Origin of the sequence: Hominilimicola sp. (genome assembly GCF_046972485.1) — a bacterium.
In the GTDB taxonomy this organism is placed as follows: Bacteria; Bacillota; Clostridia; order UBA1381; family UBA1381; genus Hominilimicola; species Hominilimicola fabiformis.
The window spans coordinates 1-2,850 of the sequence record NZ_JBKVWU010000190.1; the positions used below are offsets into that span (position 1 = coordinate 1).

At 40.0% G+C, this 2,850-nt stretch carries 4 protein-coding genes; all 4 read right to left on the reverse strand.

Going from position 1 to position 2,850, the window contains the following annotated elements:
* Positions 1–28 precede the first annotated feature (28 nt).
* The gene (locus ACLTU0_RS11630; RefSeq protein ID WP_022230813.1) at positions 29–292 is read right to left on the reverse strand and encodes an HPr family phosphocarrier protein; all 264 of its coding nucleotides are present in this window, start codon (positions 290–292) and stop codon (positions 29–31) included.
* Between the two features lie 176 nt (positions 293–468).
* Positions 469–1,596: a recombinase RecA gene (gene recA / locus ACLTU0_RS11635; protein ID WP_117967864.1), complete on the reverse strand. Its 1,128-nt coding sequence runs from the start codon at positions 1,594–1,596 to the stop codon at positions 469–471.
* A 104-nt stretch (positions 1,597–1,700) separates the two neighbouring features.
* Positions 1,701–2,201 carry a CinA family protein gene (locus tag ACLTU0_RS11640; protein WP_412322600.1) on the reverse strand — a complete coding sequence of 167 codons (501 nt, stop codon included), beginning with the start codon at positions 2,199–2,201 and terminating at the stop codon, positions 1,701–1,703.
* A gap of 19 nt (positions 2,202–2,220) precedes the next feature.
* The coding region (locus tag ACLTU0_RS11645) for a tRNA sulfurtransferase (protein ID WP_412322602.1) at positions 2,221–2,850 on the reverse strand (630 nt) is incomplete at its 5' end.

Here is a 2,850-nt window from a genome sequence, read left to right on the forward strand (position 1 = left end):
GAGTTATTTTCTTAAATATTATTTAAAATTATTCAGAGAAATTAGATTCAATCAATTCAACCAAAGTCTTAACTGCCTCTTCTTCATCACTACCGTCAGCAATGATTGATATTGATGTACCCTTAACGATACCCAATGAAAGAACTCCCAAAAGACTCTTTGCGTTTACACGTCTTTCGTCTTTCTCAACCCATATGCTTGACTTAAATTCATTTGCTCTTTGAATGAAAAATGTTGCAGGTCTTGCATGCAAGCCTACCGAATTTTGAACTGCCACTTCACTTGAAACCATGAATTGTGCCCCCTGTCTTAAATTTTAATCACATATTTTACCGATATAAATATTATAATTAGCATACTAAAAAATTTGTCCCACGTCAATCCTTTTTATCGTTTTGTAACAATTTTTAGTTATTATTTACTTATCTTTTTATTATTCGGATAATATTTTTGTGAAATAATACACGCTTATTCTTCAGTTGTTTCGGTTGTTTCCGTTTCCGTCGGCTGTTCGCCGTCAGTATTATCACTGTTGTCAGCCTCACTCGGCAAGTATCCGCTGTTATTTTTCAACAATTCTCTAACCTGTCTGTCGATTTCAGCAGTAAATTCTTTGTTCTCAACCATATATTTTCTTACATTGTCACGGCCTTGACCGATTTTTTCACCGTTATAGCTGAACCAAGCACCCGACTTCTTGATAATATTGTTTTCAACTGCAAAGTCAAGAATATTACCTTCTTTTGAAATACCCTCGCCGTACAAAATATCAAATTCGGCAGTTTTAAACGGCGGTGCAACCTTGTTTTTAACAACTTTAACCTTTGTCTTGTTACCGATAAGTTCCGTACCGTTCTTTATAACCTCGCCGCGTCTTACGTCCAATCTTACAGATGAGAAGAACTTTAGTGCACGACCACCCGGAGTTGTTTCGGGATTACCGTACATAACACCAACTTTTTCTCTTAGCTGATTGATAAAGATTACGACCGTACCCGATTTTGAGATAACGGCAGTAAGTTTTCTTAGAGCCTGTGACATAAGTCTTGCCAACAAGCCGACATGGCTGTCACCCATTTCACCGTCAATTTCCGCTTTCGGAACAAGTGCGGCAACAGAGTCGACAACGATTACGTCAAGCGCACCGCTTCGTACAAGTGCCTCGGCAATATCCAAAGCCTGTTCACCCGTATCCGGTTGTGCAACGATTAAATTGTCTATATCAACGCCCAATTTTTTTGCATATACAGGGTCTAAAGCGTGTTCCGCGTCAATAAATGCAGCCTCACCGCCCATTTTCTGTGCCTCTGCCACAACGTGAAGTGCAACGGTTGTCTTACCTGAAGATTCAGGGCCGTATATTTCTATAACTCTGCCTCTCGGAAGTCCGCCTACTCCAAGCGCCATATCAAGCGTCAATGAGCCTGTCGGAATAACTTCAACGTCAACCGAATTTGCGTCGCCGAGTTTCATAATACTTCCTGTACCGTATTCCTTTTCTATAACACTAAATACAGATTCAAGAGCCTTTTTCTTTTCCTCTGCGTCAGTCATTTTTACAACTTTAGGTTTACTCTTATCCTTTTCTTTTGCCATTTATTTTCTCCTTTAAAGTATCACTTATATTTTATACGTCAATTATATTACATAAACACTCTTTTTTCAAGCAGTTTTTAACTCAATGCCGAGCAAAGTACGATTTATTGTACTTTAGTGATATTTTCAATACGGTTTGCGATATTTTCAAACGTAATTTTGCAAGTACTCTCACGAACTTCTTCGCGTGAACCGTTTAAATGAAGTTCTTTCACTTCCGTTTCACCCATAACGCATATGCCGACATATACAAGTCCTACCGGCTTGTCTTTTGTTCCGCCTGTCGGACCTGCTATACCCGTTATGCCGACAGTAACGTCCGCACCTGTGTTTTTTCTGAGTCCCTCTGCCATTTCAAAAGCGGTTTCATAACTCACTGCGCCGTGTTTTTCCAATGTTTCGCCCTTTACACCGAGATATTTCATCTTCGCCGAATTTGCATAAGTCACAAAGCTTTCATTCAAAACCTCCGACGCACCCGAAACATTTGTTATAAGTGCCGCAAAAAGTCCTCCTGTACAGCTTTCAGCCGCCGAAACAGTCATTTTTCTTTCCGCAAGCATTTTTACCACTTTTTCGTTTAAACCGTTTACTTCCGCTTTCATATCAATCACCCAAGCCTTATTATTTAGGATATACTTCTATCTTTTCAACGCCTGCCAAAGCAGCCTCAATAAGTGTTTCAACGTCAAGTCTGTTTTCAGACTTTTCAATATTTGCACGTTTTGGATTTGTTGTAGGGTGCTTTGGTGTAAACACTGTACAGCAGTCCTCATACGGTAAAATCGATGTTTCAAATGTACCGATTTCGTGTGCTCTGTCAACTATTTCAATCTTATCCATACCGATAAGCGGCTGCAATACCGGCATATCAACAGCCGAATTTGTAACGTCAAGCGCCGCAAGAGTTTGACTTGCAACCTGTCCGACACTCTCGCCTGTTACAAGCGCAAGTGATTTATGCTTACGCGCCAATCTTTCAGCTATACGCATCATAAATCTACGCATAACAAGCGTCAAATGTTCTTCAGGGCACTTTTCTGCAATCTGCAGCTGTATTTCCGTAAACGGCACGATATACAAATTGATTTTTGACGTATATTGTGCGATTATGCTTGCAAGTTCAATAACCTTTTCTTTTGCTCTCTCACTTGTGTATGGGAATGAGAAAAAGTTTACCGCATCAATTTCAACACCGCGTTTTGAAATCATATGACCTGCAACAGGGCTGTCAATACCGCCTGACAAAAGCAA